The sequence below is a fragment of the Micromonospora sp. LH3U1 genome (assembly GCF_028475105.1).
Lineage (GTDB): Bacteria > Actinomycetota > Actinomycetes > Mycobacteriales > Micromonosporaceae > Micromonospora.
The window spans coordinates 3,498,565-3,511,576 of record NZ_CP116936.1 but is presented as its reverse complement, the minus strand read 5'-3'; the positions used below and the strand labels follow the sequence as shown (position 1 = coordinate 3,511,576).

Sequence of the window (13,012 nt, the reverse complement as noted above, 5' to 3'; positions counted from 1 at the left end):
GGGGCTGTCGGTAGGGTGCACGGCGTGCCGGACCATGCCGAACCGCCCCAGACCCGTCCGCCGGGCAGTGCCGAGGCCGCCGCCGCTCCCCGGGCGTCCCGACGGCCCGTCAAGGCGGTGCTCTTCGACTTCCACGGCACCCTGGCCCAGGTGGAGGAGCCCCGGCAGTGGGTGCTGGAGGCCGCGGCGGCGTGCGGGGTCACCCTGGACCGGGTCCGCGCCACCTCGCTGGCCGACCGGCTGCTCACCGCCGGACGCGCCGGCGGGCCACCGCCGGCGCGGGTGCCGCCCCGGCTGGCCGAGTTGTGGGCCGACCGGGACCTCTACCAACACGCCCACCGAGGCGCGTACACCGGGCTGGCCGAGACCGTCGACGCGGGCATCGAGGGCTTCGCCGACGCGCTCTACGAGCGGTTGTTGAGCGCCGAGGGCTGGCTGCCGTACGCGGACACCGCGCCCACGCTGACCGCGCTGCGTGCCGCCGGGGTGCCGGTGGCGGTCGTCAGCAACATCGGCTTCGACCTGCGACCGCACTTCGACGCCTGGGGGTTGACCGACCTGGTCGACGCGTTCGTGCTCTCGTACGAGGTGGGGCGCTGCAAGCCCGACCCGGCGATCTTCTGGCGTGCCTGCGGGATGCTCGGCGTCGACCCGGAGCAGACGCTGATGGTCGGTGACACCCCGGCGGACGCGGGCGCGGTGACCGCCGGCTGCGCGGTGCTGGTGCTCCCGGCCGCAGACCCGGGTCGGGAGAACGGGCTGGGCGCCGTGCTCGATCTCGCCCTGCCGGGCTGACCGGTGGCGGCTGTGCCGTCAGTCCGGGATGTGAATCACCGGTAGATCGCCGTCACCGTACCGGTCCTCCGCGCTGAGGATCGAGGCGTCGTGTTCGAGGACGGCCAACGCGGTGGTGGCCAGATCGGCACGGCCCGTCAACGTGCGCCAGAAGCTGAGTTCGTGCCAGGAGTGCCCCTCGGTAGAGAGCACCTCGCAGGCGTCCAGGGTCAGCAGCCGGTGCAGGGTCGCCCGTTCTTTTGGGTCGCTGACCATTGCCAGGGCCTCCGCCGCGGTCACGGCGGTGACGCCGAACCTGTTGCGGTCCTGAATGACCTCGTGCAGCGGCTCACCGACATGCACCGAGCCCGCCAGGTAGGCCAGCAGCGCCGACCGGTCCAGCACGAGCCGGACCGGTCGGTCGTTCCCGGCGGTCACGCTGCCGGCTGCTCGGAGGCGCCGGCGGCGGCGTCCAGCGCGTGCTGGCGTGCCCGCTCACGGAGGGCATTCCGGCGCTCCGGCGACCACTCGGCTTCGACGGCGGCGCGGCGGGCGCGCGCCTCGGCCACACCCTGCTCGGTGATGTGGATGCCCTGGTGGGCCAACTCCGCGTCCAGGGCGTCCAGACGCATCCGGTCCCGGACCGCCTGCGTGACGTAGGCGCTGGCATTGGCCTCGTGCTCCAGGCGCTCAGCCACGTCCGGTGGCACGGAGATCGACAGTTTTCGCATGCCGCTGGTCATACCTCGGAAGGTACGCCGGTAGCACCGCGTTGGCGACCGTTCCCGACCGTGTCGACGCGAGCGGTCGGTTCGGGAGGTGGACACCGCCGGAGGGCGGACTGACCTGCCCGCCTACCGTCATGCCCGTGACGGAGACCCTGCTGCCCGCGTCGAGCCCGCCCGACACACCACCGGCCCGGCGCGGTGGCGTCGCCGCCGTGGGGCTGGTGCTCGGCGGTGCGCTGTCGGTGCAGTTCGGGTCGGCCGTGGCCGCGCTGCTCTTCCCGCGCACCGGGGTGGCCGGCGCGGTGACCCTGCGGTTGACGATCGCGGCGGTGCTGCTGCTCGTCGTCTGCCGGCCCCGACTGCGCGGGCACGACCGGTCGGCCTGGCTCGCGGCGGGCGCGTTCGGGCTGGCGCTGGCCGGCATGAACTCGCTGTTCTACCAGGCCATCGAACGCATCCCGCTGGGCCCGGCGGTGACTCTGGAGGTGCTCGGGCCCTTGGCGCTGTCGGTGTTCAGCGCCCGGCGACTGGCCAGCTGGGGCTGGGCGGGGCTGGCGTTGGCCGGGGTGGCGCTGCTCGGCCAGGGCGGCTTCGACCGGCTGAACCCGGCCGGGGTGGCCTTCGCGTTCGGCGCCGGGGCCATGTGGGCCGCGTACATCGTGCTGAGCGCCCGGGTGGGCGGCCGGTTCCCGGGCGCTGACGGGCTCGCCCTCGCGCTGGCGCTCGCCGCGCTGGTCACCCTGCCGCTCGGCATCATCGACGGCGGATCCGTGCTGCTCGACCCGTCGGTGCTGGCGCTCGGCACCGGCCTCGCGGTGCTCGCCTCCGTGCTGCCCTACACCCTGGAGCTGCTGGCGCTGCGGCGGATGCCCACCGCCACCTTCGCGGTCCTGATGAGCCTCGGCCCGGCCATCGCCACGCTCGCCGGGTGGCTGGTGCTGCGGCAGGCGCTGACCCTGCTCGAATGTGCCGCCATCGTGCTGGTCATCGCGGCCAGCATCGGCGCGGTACGGGTCAACGCAACAACCGCACGGCGCCCGGCACGGCGCTGATCGTCACCGGCAGGTCCAGGGAGCGTTCCCCGTCGGCGTACGTGGTGATGCCCTCGGCGGTCAGCTCCACCGTGCGGGCACGGAAACTGCGCACGAGCGGGTGACTGACGTGGGTGCCCTGATAGATGCGCGGCTTCACCCGGATCAGGGTCCGCCGGTTGACCCGACCCGCCACCACCACGTCGAGCAGCCCGTCGGTCGGGTCGGCGTCCGGACAGATCCGCATCCCGCCGCCGTACGTCGGACAGTTGCCCACCGCCACCAGCACCGCGTCCAACTCGTGCGGCACCCCGTCGAGGCGCAGCGTGTAGCGGCGGGGCCGAAGACGGGCCAACTCGACCAGGATCGCCAGGTCGTAGCGGCGCGGGCCACGCGGCCAGCGCATCCGGTTGGCCCGCTCGTTGACGATCGCGTCGAACCCGGCCGCGAGGACCGCCCCGTACCAACGCTCGGTGCCACCGACGCCGACCATTCGGGCCAGGTCGACGGCGTGGCCGCGACCGTCGCGCAGCGCTGACGCGATCACGTCCGCCGCCACCAGCGGATCGGCCGGGAAACCGGTGTCCAACGCGAAGTCGTTGCCGGTGCCGGCGGGGATCGAACCGAACGGCACCTCGGTGCCGGCGACCGCCTGCAGCGCCCGGTGCACGGTGCCGTCCCCGCCGATCGCCACCAGGGCGCCGGCACCATCGGCTACCGCCGCACGGCAGGCCGCCTCCGCCTCGGCAGGGCCGGACGCCGACAGCAACCGGATCGGCCGGCCTGCGGCGGCCAACCCGTCCAGCAGCCGAGGCAGCAGGGCGCGGTGCCGTCCCCGACCAGCGGTCGGGTTGGCGAGCACGGCGACCGGGCCCGGCAGGTGATCGTCTGCGGTCACGGGCAGCACCGTACCGGTCGGACACCCGCCTTTCACAGGGGCGGGTGCCGTCCGGATCAGTCCCGCTGTCGGGGCTCGGGGTGCGGTCGCGACACGACGACGCCGCCCCCGTTGCCGGGGGCGGCGTCGTCGAAACGGTTGGCGCGGGGCCGTCAGGTCATGTCGTCGTAGCGCCGCTCGATCGGGGCCGGTGCCGCGATCGGATCCGGTACGCCGATCGGCGCGGTCGCGTCGACCCGTTGCCCGGCCACGACCGGATCCGCGTCGTGCTCCAGCGGCGACACCTCGTCGTCGTCGAGGCCGGCGTAGACCTCCTTGCCACGCCCACGCCGTTTGTCGTTGAGGAACGCGATGCCCACCGCACCGAAATAGAGCGCGGAGAGGCAGATCGCCAGAGCCGTCATCCCGAACGGGTCCGGGGTGGGGGTGACCACGGCGGAGAAGGCGAAGAACACGAAGATCGCCACTCGCCACCAGCTGAGCAGCCGCTTCGCGCTGGTGATGCCCACGAAGTTGAGCATCAGCACCAGCAGCGGGAACTCGAACGCCACACCGAACAGCAGGATCAGGTTGGTGACGAAGGAGATGTATTTGGTGATCTCCAGCGTTGTGCTGATCTCGCTGTCCGCGATGCTGAGCAGGAACTCCAGGCCCTTCGCCGTGACGAAGTACGCCAGCACCGCGCCGGCCGCGAACAGCGGCGCGGCCATGGCGGTGAAGAAGTAGGCGTAGCGCCGCTCGTGCCGATGCAGCCCGGGCGCGATGAACGCCCAGAGCTGGTAGAGCCAGACCGGCGCGGCGACGATCAACCCGACCCAGAGCGCGACCTTCAGGTTGAGCAGGAACAGGTCGGCCGGCCCGAGCTGGACGAACTCACACTTGCCGTTGACAATCCTGGCCTGCGGCAGATCACAGTAGGGCTGCTGAAGCAGGTGCAGCACCGGCTTGGCCAGCCAGAGGCCGAGGCCGAAGCCGATCATGATAGCCACGGAGGCGCGGAACAGACGGTTGCGCAGTTCGCGGACGTGCTCGATGAGCGTCATCGAGCCGTCGGCGGCCCGCTCGAACGTGCTCGGGCCGCGTTTACGCAGTGCGAAGGCCACGGTGGTGGGGCCCTTCGGTCAGTTGTCGCGGACGCGGTGCACCGGGTCGACGACCGGCTGCTGCGTCGGCGCCTGCTGGTAGGGCGCCTGCTGCGGCTGCGCGGCGTACGGCGCCTGCTGCCCGGCGTGCGGCGGCAGCGGCTGGTAGCCGGCCTGCGCGTCGGCCTTCTCAGCAAGGTCGCGGTCGTCCTCCTGCAGGCTCTTGGTCTCGGCCTTGATGATCCGCAGCGACCGACCCAGCGAACGGGCCGCGTCGGGGAGCCGCTTCGCACCGAAGAGCAGGATCAGCACAACCACGAGAACAGCGATGTGCCACGGCTTGAGGGCACCCATGAGAAGCTCCAGTCGCTCTGTGTCCGAGGGGTGGTACGCAGCCCATCGTACGTGCGGATCGGCTGCCTGCCACCCGCCGGGTGGTGGTGGTTCGGCCCGAAGGGTGAAGTCTTGACCAACGCGCGATGATCCGTCAACCGTCGCCGGGCCCACGCTCGGGCGGGGGCCCGATCAGCCGCGCTTGGCCTTGATCAACGCGAGCCGCTGCTGGGTGGTGTCGAGTTGGCGTTGGACACCCTCGGCACGCTGTTGCAACGCCTCGGCGGTCTCCCGCAGCGCCTCGGCCTCGGCCGCCCGCCGCTGCAACGCCACGGCTGCGCGGCGTAGCCGGGGCAACCGGGTGAGCACCGGGCGCACGGCCAGCGCGAGCGCCACGAGCGGGAGCAGCACCACCGCGAGCACGATCCAGATCAGCACGGCGGTCAGCCTACTGGGTGCGGCCGGCCACTGCCGGGTCGCCCGACGGCGCGACCGGACTCGCGAGGTCAGTCGGCGCGGGCAGCCGGGGCGCGGCTGTGGGCACGGCGTACGCGTCCAGGGCGGCGACCACCGTCGCCCGCACCTGCTCGGCCAGCTCGACCGGGGCGACCACGATGGCGTCCGGACCGAGGCCGAGCACGAATCGGCGGGCCCACCCCAGGTCGGTCACCCGCAGGGAGACGAGCCACTGGTCGCCGTCGCCAGCCTCGACCCGCTCGCACGGATAATATTCGGTGATCCACCGCTCGCCCCGACCGATGCGCAGCGTGATCAGCGGCAGGTCGGGCGAGGGGCGGAAGACGCCCTCGGTGAGGTCGTGCGGGACGGCCTGCGGTGGAACGGTGGCGGGCTCCGCCAGCTCGGTGATCGCGTCGATCCGGTCGGCCCGGAACAGGCGGACCGCCTCCGCGCGCCGACACCACGCCTCCACGTACGCCCGGCCGCCGACCATCAGCATCCGCAGCGGGTCGATGACGCGCTCGCTGGTCTCGTCCCGGGCCGCCGTGTAGTAGGTGATGCGCAGCGCCTTCCCGCCCTCCACGGCGGCGCGCAGCGCCTCGACCCGCCGGGTGTCCCCGGGCAGCCGGACCGCCACCGGCGCGCCGACCAGATCCCCCGCGTCCTCGATCTTCGCCAGGGCCCGTTCGACGGCCTCGCGGTTGGCCACCCCGGGCGTCTCGGCGATCATCCGCAGCGCCACCACCAGCGCGAGGGCCTCGTCGGGGGTGAGTCGCAACGGCCGGTCGATGCCGGCGTCGTAGGTGATCGTCACCCGGTCGCCGTCGAACGCCATGTCGATCAGGTCACCGGGACCGTAACCGGGCAGCCCGCACACCCAGAGCAACTCCAGGTCCTCGCGGAGTTGCCGCTCGGTGACGCCCAGGTCGCCGGCCGCCTCGGCGATCTCGATGCCGGGCCGGGCCAGCAGGTAGGGCACCAGGTTGAGCAGTCGGGCCAGCCGGTCGGCGGACGCCCGGGAGCCGCCTCGGGCGGCCGGGCGGGTCACCGGGCACCCCCGGTGACGGCCAGCTCGTCGTGTCGGACGGCGATCTCCTTGAGTCGTTGGATGACCGCCTCGCGGACCTCCGGTGGGTCGAGCACCCGGATGTCCGGGCCGTAGCCGACGAGATGGCCGGCCAGCCCGTCCGGGTCGGCGTACGGCAGGACCAGCCGGTCGCCGTCCGACCCGGTGGTCACCTCCACCGCCCAGCGGCGCAGCCCGGCGGCCCGACCCGGTGCGGCCAGCACGGTGGCCCGGCCGGTGCGCTCCACGGGACCCGACCAGCGGGCCACATGGCTGATCAGGTCGACGTTGGCCGGCGGCTCGTACGCACCGGGCGCGCCGGTCACCCGGACGGCGCCGACGACCCGGGACAGGCGGAAGCATCGGGTCGCTTCCCGGTCCTGGTCGTGGCCGACCACATACCACCGGCCGCGCCAGCAGACCACGCCCCACGGTTGCAACCGGCGACGGCTGGGCGCGTCGCGGTCGGGCACCCGGTAGTCGAACCCGACCTCGCGGCGGTCCCGGGCGGCGGCGGTCAACGGCGCGAACGCCGGGTCGACCGTGACCATCGGCTCCAGGCCGAGGGTGGCCTGCGGGTCCACGTCCACCCCGGCGGCACGCAGCTTGGCCAGCCCGGACGACGCGGCGGCGGCCAGGCCGGCGTGCTGCCACAGCCGTGCGGCGATGCCGACCGCGGCGGCCTCGTCCGGCTCCAGGAGGATGTCGGGCAGCGCGTATTCGCGGTGGGCGATCCGATAGCCGGGCTCGGCGTCGAAGGCGCTCGCCGTGCCGGTCTCCAGGGGCACACCCAGCTCGCGCAGCTCGGCCTTGTCCCGTTCGAACTTGCGCTGGAACGCTTCGTGGTCGCGCGCGTCGTCGGGATCGTGCTCGTAGCCGGGCACGGTCGCGGCGATCTGCGCGGCGGTCAGGAACCGTCGCGTGGACAGCAGACAGATCACCAGGTTGACCAGGCGTTCGGTGCGGGTCCGCGACACGGGTAGACGCTAGCAGTCGACGCGCCCGCGACGTGCACCCGCGCGGGCGTGCCGCACATCTGTTCGGATCGGGCCCGCTCCGGGTCACTCCCCCAGCGCCTCGCCGGCACCGGTCATAGGGTGCTCTCATGTCGCAAGCGGACGTCAAGACCGAGAGCGAGAGCGTCGGCACCGTGATCATCGCGGGCGCCGCCAACCTCGCCATCGCGGTCGCCAAGCTGGTCGCCGGGGTGATCTCCGGCTCGGCGGCGATGCTCTCCGAGGCGGCGCACTCGGTGGCCGACACCACCACGGAGGTGCTGCTCTACCAGGCGCTGCGCCGTGGCGCCCGGCCGGCGGACCAGCGACGCCCCTTCGGGTACGGCAAGGAGAGCTACGTCTGGGCGTTCTTCGCCGCGATGTTCACCTTCGTCGCCGGCGCCGGTTTCGCCGTCACCCACGGCATCACGACCATCCTCGTGCACAAGCACAGCGGCGACTACCTGATCTCGTACATCGTGCTGGGGGTGTCGTTCGTCATCGAGTCGATCTCCCTGGCCCGGGCCGTGCGGCAGGTCCGCAACGAGTCGCGGCGCTGGGAGACCACCCCCCGACGCTTCCTGCGGCTGACCGCCGACACCACCGTCAAGGCGGTCTTCCTGGAGGACAGCGCGGCCCTGATCGGTCTGCTGCTGGCCGGGGCCGGCGTCGGCCTCTCCCACGCCACCGGCGACGAGGTCTGGGACGGCGTCGCGTCGATCCTGATCGGGCTCCTGCTGCTGACGGTCGCCGGGATCCTCGCCGCCAACAACCTGTCGCTGCTGGTCGGCCGAGCGGTGCCGGAGCGGCTGCGCCACGAGATCGAGCAGGAGTTGACCGGGCTGCCCGAGGTGGAGCGGATCGACACCCTGATGACCATGCAGCTCGGCCCGGACGACATCCTCGTCGCCGCGAAGGTCGACTTCCGCGACGAGGCCACCGGCGCGGCCATCGAGGCCACCGCCGAGGAGGCCGAACGGCGGCTCACCGGGCGGTACCCGGAGATCCGTTACGTCTTCCTCGACCCCACCCGCTCGTTGCCCGGCGCCACCGGTCGGGCCCGGCACACCCAGGCCGGGCCGGACCCGAGCGCCGGCGACGAACCCGACCACCCCTGACCCAGGCCATCCAGCACCCGGGCGCGGGCCGCCGGGCCCGCGCGGCTAGCGTGCCCGTCATGGTGCGATGGCGTACGGGGACGGTGGCGACGCTGCGACGGCAGTGGACCGGGGCGGTGGAGCTGGACGTCGACCTGCCCGACGGCACGCGCATGCGGGCACTGGCCTATCCCGAGCTGGTCGGCACGCCCGAGCCCGGCGACCGGGTGCTACTCAACGCCGGGGCGCTGCTGATGGGGTTGGGCACCGGTGGGTACGCCCTGGTGGTCGCCCTGCCAGACCGGCTGCCGGAGGACCCGCCGGACGTCGGTGACACCCGTGACGCCGGGCACCTGGTCAAGGCCCGCTACACGCCGTTGCAGCCGATCCTGCTCGGCGTCGACGAGGAAGCGTCCCCGCACCGCGATGTGCTGGCCGACGCGGACGACCTGGGCGGTCTGCCGGTGGTCACCGCCGACCTGCACTCGGCGCTGCCGGCGATCCTGGCCGGCATCCGGGCCGACGCCCCGCAGGCGCGGGTGGCGTACCTGCTCACCGACGGCGGGGCGCTGCCAGCCTGGTTCTCCCGCACCCTCGCGGGGCTGCGCGCCGAGCTGGCCGGCACGATCACCGTCGGGCAGTCCTTCGGCGGTGACCTGGAGGCCACCACCCTGCACGGCGGCCTGCTCGCCGCCCGGTACGTGCTGGGCGCCGACGTGGCCATCGTGGCCCAGGGGCCGGGCAACCTGGGCACCGGCACCCGGTGGGGCTTCTCTGGCGTCGCCGTCGGTGAGGCGGTCAACGCGATCGCCACGCTGGGCGGGCGGCCGGTCGGCTCGTTGCGCATCTCCGACGCCGATCCCCGCCCTCGGCACCGGGGCGTGTCGCACCACAGCCTCACCGCGTACGGCCGGGTGGCACTCGCCCCGGCGGACCTGGTGGTGCCCGACGACCTGGACCCGGCCCTCGCTGCCGAGGTGGACGCGGCACTGGTTCCCCTGGCGGCCCGGCACCGGATCGTCCGGGTGCCCACCGCCGGACTCGACGCCGCGCTGCGCGCCAGCGCCGTGCCGCTGTCCACAATGGGCCGTGGTCTAGACGCCGACCACGCCTACTTCCTGGCCGCAGCCGCAGCCGGCCGCCACGCCATCACCCTGCTCCCCTAACGACCCCCAAACCCCAACCCCGACCGTTGATCATGAAGTTATTGCCCGACTCCTCGGCGTGTCACCGCAATAACTTCATGATCGACGCAAGCAGGGGGGCGGGGGCAGGGTGGGCGCGGGGGCGGGGGTCAGGCGAGGAAGATCAGGGCTAGCCAGCCGCCCACGATGAGCACCAGCGCCAGGGCCAGCACCCACGTCGGCACCGTGTATTCACCGCGCCGGTTACGGTCGACCTCGGCGCGGATCTTCTCCCGCCGGCGCTCGACCCAGTTCTGCCGCTCGGTGCCCCGCTCGGAGCGGTCGGAAGGTCCAGAAGTCGTCATGGCGCGCCCAGCTTACCGGGCGGCTCGCCCAGCGGGCCGCTGAGCCCACCGAGCCGGCCGGCCCCGCCGGTGGACACCACCGCCGGGGCCGACACCTCGGTCACATGCTGGCGATCAGCCGCTCCACCCGCTCGTCGTACGCCCGGAACGGGTCCTTGCAGAGCACGGTGCGCTGCGCCTGGTCGTTGAGCTTCAGGTGCACCCAGTCGACGGTGAAGTCCCGTCGCTTCTCCTGGGCGTGCCGGATGAACTCGCCCCGCAGCCGGGCCCGGGTGGTCTGCGGCGGGGTCTCCTTGGCCTCGAAGATCTCCGGATCGGTGGCCACCCGGTCGACCTCGCCGCGGCGCTCCAGCAACCCGTAGAGGCCACGGCCACGGCGCACGTCGTGGTAGGCCAGATCCATCTGCGCCACCCGGGGGTGCGACAGCGGCAGGTCGTGCTTGCGCTGGTAACGCTCGATCAGCCGCAACTTGCTGACCCAGTCGATCTCCCGGGAGACCGGCTCCAGGTCGCCCGACTCGACCGCGTTCAACACCCGGCCCCACAGCTCGACCACCCGCTTGGCGGCCTGGTCACCGCCACGGCGCTCGACGAACTCGGTGGCCTTGGCCAGGTATTCCTGCTGGATGTCCAGCGCGCTGACCTCCTTGCCGGAGGCCAACCGGACCTTGCGCCGGCCGGTGATGTCGTGCGACACCTCCCGGATCGCCCGGATCGGGTTCTCCAGGGACAGGTCGCGCATCACCACCCCGGCCTCGATCATCCGCAGCACGATGTCGGCCGTGCCGACCTTGAGCAGCGTCGTGACCTCGTTCATGTTGGAGTCACCGACGATCACGTGCAGCCGCCGGTAGCGCTCGGCGTCGGCGTGCGGCTCGTCGCGGGTGTTGATGATCGGGCGGCTGCGGGTGGTCGCCGAGGAGACGCCCTCCCAGATGTGCTCGGCCCGCTGCGAGAGGCAGTAGACCGCGCCGCGTGGGGTTTGCAGGACCTTGCCAGCCCCGCAGATCAACTGCCGGGTGACCAGGAACGGGATGAGCACGTCGGCGAGCCGACCGAACTCGCCGTGCCGGGAGACCAGGTAGTTCTCGTGGCAGCCGTACGAGTTGCCGGCCGAGTCGGTGTTGTTCTTGAACAGGTAGATCTCACCCGCGATGCCCTCGTCGTGCAGCCGCTTCTCCGCGTCGACGAGCAAGCCCTCCAGGATCCGCTCGCCGGCCCGGTCGTGGGCGACGAGATCGGTCACCGAGTCGCACTCCGGTGTCGCGTACTCCGGATGCGACCCGACGTCCAGGTAGAGCCGGGCCCCATTGCGCAGGAAGACGTTGCTCGACCGACCCCAGGACACCACGCGGCGGAACAGATACCGCGCGACCTCGTCCGGGGACAGCCGCCGCTGCCCGCGATAGGTGCAGGTGACGCCGTACTCGGTCTCGAGGCCGAAGATTCGCCGCTCCATGGTGTGACATTAGCCGCCCGGAGGCCCGGTTCGTCACTGTCAGACCACAGGTCGTGCCCCGAGCGCGTTCACATACCGGTTGAGTGCGACATTCCGTCCGGGCCGAGGCTCGCCACGAACCGCCGGCAGCTCTCGTACTCCGGCAGCAGGCCACGCTCGCGGGCCTGCGCCAGAGTCGGCGCGGCGTCGTCGCGCGCGGACAGCAGCGGGACGTCGGCGGGCCACTCGATGCCCAACTCCTCGTCCAACGGGTGCACCGCGTGCTCACCGGTCGGGTTGTAGGTGGCCGAGCAGAGGTAGCTCAGCGTCGCGTCGTCGGTCAATGCGCAGAACCCGTGCCCCAGCCCCTCGCTCAGGTAGACGGCCCGACGGTCGGTGTCGTCCAGCCGGACGCCCTCCCAGCGGCCGAAGGTCGGCGAGCCCACCCGCAGGTCCACGATCACGTCGAGGACCGCACCGCGCACACAGGTCACGTACTTGGCCTGCCCGGGCGGGACGTCGGCGAAGTGGATGCCGCGCACCACGCCACGCGCGGACACCGACAGGTTGGCCTGGGCCAGCCGCAGCGGATGCCCCACCGCCTCGGCGAGGTGGTCGAAGCGGTACCACTCCATGAACATGCCGCGCGGGTCGCCGTGCTGCTGGGGGGTGATCTCCCAGGCGCCCTCGATGCTCAGCTCCCGGATCTTCATCGGCCGGCCTGCGTGCCGTCGTTGTCGGCCAGCAGACCCAGCAGGTAGTCGCCGTAACCGCTCTTGGTCAGCGGCTCGGCGAGCGCGCGCAGTTGCGCGTCGTCGATCAGGCCAGCCCGCCAGGCGACCTCCTCGACACAGCCGATCTTCAGACCCTGCCGCTCCTCGACCACCCGGACGAACTCGGCGGCCTGCATCATCGAGGTGAACGTGCCGGTGTCCAGCCAGGCGGTGCCCCGATCCAGCACCGTCACCGACAGCTCCCCGATCTCCCGGTACGCCTCGTTGACCGCCGTGATCTCCAGCTCGCCGCGGGCGCTCGGGGTGAGCTTGCGGGCGATGTCCACGACCCGGTTGTCGTAGAAGTAGAGGCCGGGCACCGCGTAGCGGGACTTCGGCCGGGCCGGCTTCTCCTCGATCGAGAGCACCCGACCGGCGGCGTCGAAGTCGACCACGCCGTACTCCTGCGGGTTGGCCACCTGGTAGGCGAAGACCCGCCCACCGATCGGGTCACCGTGGTCGGCGAGCTGCCGGCCCAGACCCACGCCGTGGAAGATGTTGTCGCCGAGGACCAGCGCGACCGACTCGGCGCCGATGAAGTCCGCACCGAGGATGAACGCCTGTGCGATGCCCTCCGGGCGCTCCTGGCTGACGTACTCCAGTCGCAGCCCGAACTGGCTGCCGTCGCCGAGCAGCCGACGGAACTGGTCCTGGTCGTCCGGCGTCGTGATCACCAGGATCTCCTTGACCCCGGACATCACCAGGGTGGAGAGCGGGTAATAGACCATCGGCTTGTCGAAGACCGGCATCAGCTGCTTCGACACCGCCCGGGTAATCGGCCAGAGCCGAGATCCGGTGCCGCCAGCAAGTAGGATTCCACGCACCCGCGAAGCCTAGCGGCACGGACAC

Annotated in this window: 16 protein-coding genes; 4 read left to right on the top strand and 12 right to left on the bottom strand. The window is 72.3% G+C overall.

Annotated features, from left to right (window positions below):
- The first annotated feature begins 24 nt into the window (after nucleotides 1–24).
- A complete protein-coding gene (locus PCA76_RS16005; RefSeq protein ID WP_272619036.1) occupies nucleotides 25–795 on the top strand; it encodes an HAD family hydrolase in 771 nt (256 codons plus the stop codon).
- A gap of 18 nt (nucleotides 796–813) precedes the next feature.
- On the opposite strand, the gene PCA76_RS16000 is transcribed toward PCA76_RS16005, so the two are convergent.
- Both PCA76_RS16000 and PCA76_RS15995 read right to left on the bottom strand, forming a co-directional pair.
- Nucleotides 814–1,212, bottom strand: a complete 399-nt coding sequence (locus PCA76_RS16000) for a hypothetical protein (protein WP_272619034.1) — start codon at nucleotides 1,210–1,212, stop codon at nucleotides 814–816.
- Entirely contained in the window at nucleotides 1,209–1,517 is a 309-nt protein-coding gene (locus PCA76_RS15995; protein ID WP_272619032.1) for a hypothetical protein, read from the bottom strand. Before PCA76_RS15995 ends, PCA76_RS16000 begins: the two co-directional genes overlap by 4 nt.
- Before the next feature lie 119 nt (nucleotides 1,518–1,636).
- Here PCA76_RS15995 and PCA76_RS15990 point away from each other — a divergent pair, with 119 nt between their 5' ends.
- Nucleotides 1,637–2,554, top strand: coding sequence for an EamA family transporter (locus tag PCA76_RS15990; protein ID WP_272619030.1), 918 nt, complete (start codon nucleotides 1,637–1,639; stop codon nucleotides 2,552–2,554).
- Here PCA76_RS15990 and PCA76_RS15985 read toward each other — a convergent pair.
- The 6 genes from PCA76_RS15985 to PCA76_RS15960 all read right to left on the bottom strand — a co-directional run bounded on the left by PCA76_RS15985 (nucleotide 2,517) and on the right by PCA76_RS15960 (nucleotide 7,348).
- On the bottom strand, nucleotides 2,517–3,440 hold the full coding sequence (locus tag PCA76_RS15985; protein WP_272619028.1) for a diacylglycerol kinase family protein: 924 nt from the start codon (nucleotides 3,438–3,440) through the stop codon (nucleotides 2,517–2,519). The two genes, PCA76_RS15990 and PCA76_RS15985, sit on opposite strands and share 38 nt — an antisense overlap.
- Nucleotides 3,441–3,583: 143 nt before the next feature.
- On the bottom strand, nucleotides 3,584–4,534 hold the full coding sequence (gene tatC / locus PCA76_RS15980; protein WP_272619026.1) for a twin-arginine translocase subunit TatC: 951 nt from the start codon (nucleotides 4,532–4,534) through the stop codon (nucleotides 3,584–3,586).
- Nucleotides 4,535–4,552: 18 nt separating this feature from the next.
- Complete coding sequence (tatA, locus tag PCA76_RS15975; protein WP_272619024.1) at nucleotides 4,553–4,867, bottom strand: Sec-independent protein translocase subunit TatA; 315 nt, start codon at nucleotides 4,865–4,867, stop codon at nucleotides 4,553–4,555.
- Between the two features lie 171 nt (nucleotides 4,868–5,038).
- Nucleotides 5,039–5,284, bottom strand: coding sequence for a hypothetical protein (locus tag PCA76_RS15970; RefSeq protein ID WP_272619022.1), 246 nt, complete (start codon nucleotides 5,282–5,284; stop codon nucleotides 5,039–5,041).
- Between the two features lie 10 nt (nucleotides 5,285–5,294).
- Nucleotides 5,295–6,353, bottom strand: coding sequence for a helix-turn-helix transcriptional regulator (locus tag PCA76_RS15965; RefSeq protein WP_272619020.1), 1,059 nt, complete (start codon nucleotides 6,351–6,353; stop codon nucleotides 5,295–5,297).
- Nucleotides 6,350–7,348, bottom strand: a complete 999-nt coding sequence (locus tag PCA76_RS15960; protein ID WP_272619018.1) for a helix-turn-helix transcriptional regulator — start codon at nucleotides 7,346–7,348, stop codon at nucleotides 6,350–6,352. Before PCA76_RS15960 ends, PCA76_RS15965 begins: the two co-directional genes overlap by 4 nt.
- 128 nt (nucleotides 7,349–7,476) lie before the next feature.
- Here PCA76_RS15960 and PCA76_RS15955 point away from each other — a divergent pair, with 128 nt between their 5' ends.
- Both PCA76_RS15955 and PCA76_RS15950 read left to right on the top strand, forming a co-directional pair.
- Nucleotides 7,477–8,484, top strand: coding sequence for a cation diffusion facilitator family transporter (locus tag PCA76_RS15955; protein WP_272619016.1), 1,008 nt, complete (start codon nucleotides 7,477–7,479; stop codon nucleotides 8,482–8,484).
- Between the two features lie 59 nt (nucleotides 8,485–8,543).
- Nucleotides 8,544–9,629, top strand: coding sequence for a DUF3866 family protein (locus PCA76_RS15950; RefSeq protein ID WP_272619014.1), 1,086 nt, complete (start codon nucleotides 8,544–8,546; stop codon nucleotides 9,627–9,629).
- Between the two features lie 128 nt (nucleotides 9,630–9,757).
- Here the strand turns inward: PCA76_RS15950 and PCA76_RS15945 are convergent, their stop codons facing one another.
- The 4 genes from PCA76_RS15945 to rfbA form a co-directional block, all read right to left on the bottom strand.
- Complete coding sequence (locus tag PCA76_RS15945) at nucleotides 9,758–9,952, bottom strand: hypothetical protein (protein WP_088948118.1); 195 nt, start codon at nucleotides 9,950–9,952, stop codon at nucleotides 9,758–9,760.
- A gap of 100 nt (nucleotides 9,953–10,052) precedes the next feature.
- On the bottom strand, nucleotides 10,053–11,411 hold the full coding sequence (gene pafA, locus PCA76_RS15940; RefSeq protein ID WP_234581936.1) for a Pup--protein ligase: 1,359 nt from the start codon (nucleotides 11,409–11,411) through the stop codon (nucleotides 10,053–10,055).
- A 68-nt stretch (nucleotides 11,412–11,479) separates the two neighbouring features.
- Nucleotides 11,480–12,103 (bottom strand): dTDP-4-dehydrorhamnose 3,5-epimerase, encoded by a 624-nt coding sequence (rfbC, locus tag PCA76_RS15935; RefSeq protein WP_272619009.1) that lies wholly within the window; start codon nucleotides 12,101–12,103, stop codon nucleotides 11,480–11,482.
- Nucleotides 12,100–12,987 carry a glucose-1-phosphate thymidylyltransferase RfbA gene (gene rfbA / locus PCA76_RS15930; protein WP_272619007.1) on the bottom strand — a complete coding sequence of 296 codons (888 nt, stop codon included), beginning with the start codon at nucleotides 12,985–12,987 and terminating at the stop codon, nucleotides 12,100–12,102. The genes rfbC and rfbA overlap by 4 nt, the downstream gene beginning before the upstream one ends.
- Nucleotides 12,988–13,012 lie beyond the last annotated feature (25 nt).